Origin of the sequence: Enteractinococcus helveticum (assembly GCF_001657475.1) — a bacterium.
GTDB classification, from domain to species: Bacteria; Actinomycetota; Actinomycetes; order Actinomycetales; family Micrococcaceae; genus Yaniella; species Yaniella helvetica.
In genome coordinates this window covers 1-399 of record NZ_LXEY01000013.1, presented here as the reverse complement: position 1 = coordinate 399, position 399 = coordinate 1, and the positions used below count along the sequence as shown (strand labels likewise).

At 33.8% G+C, this 399-nt stretch carries 1 protein-coding gene; it reads right to left on the bottom strand.

The features are described from left to right. Window positions 1–144 precede the first annotated feature (144 nt). A partial coding sequence (gene ytxJ / locus A6F49_RS04310; protein ID WP_043056570.1) for a bacillithiol system redox-active protein YtxJ occupies window positions 145–399 on the bottom strand: 255 nt, incomplete at its 5' end.

Below are 399 nucleotides of genomic sequence, written 5' to 3'. Positions count from 1 at the left end.
GTACTAACTTAACTGCTTCTAAAGGTGACATAAAATAAAAGGTCAGAACATCATTATAGCCAAACTACTCTGATTCACACGAATTTAAGTTGTGCTATTCACGTCTAGTAGTGTAAGGCAAAATGTTCCAACCCTATAGTTTCATTATTCTTCTGCTTGTGCTAATGACGACACATTGATATCACCGTGGTCTCGATTCCAAACCATTTCACCATTTACAAAATAAAATGCTTGAGGTGATTCATGTTTAACGTTCGTTTTTTTAGCAATATAATCTGACAAATCGCGTTCTTGTTGGACAATCAAATAATAACCGTCCATATCGCGTTCATATAAAAATTTATTAAATTGATCGTACGCATTTGCCGATATTGGACAAGTTTCACTATGTTTTAATAC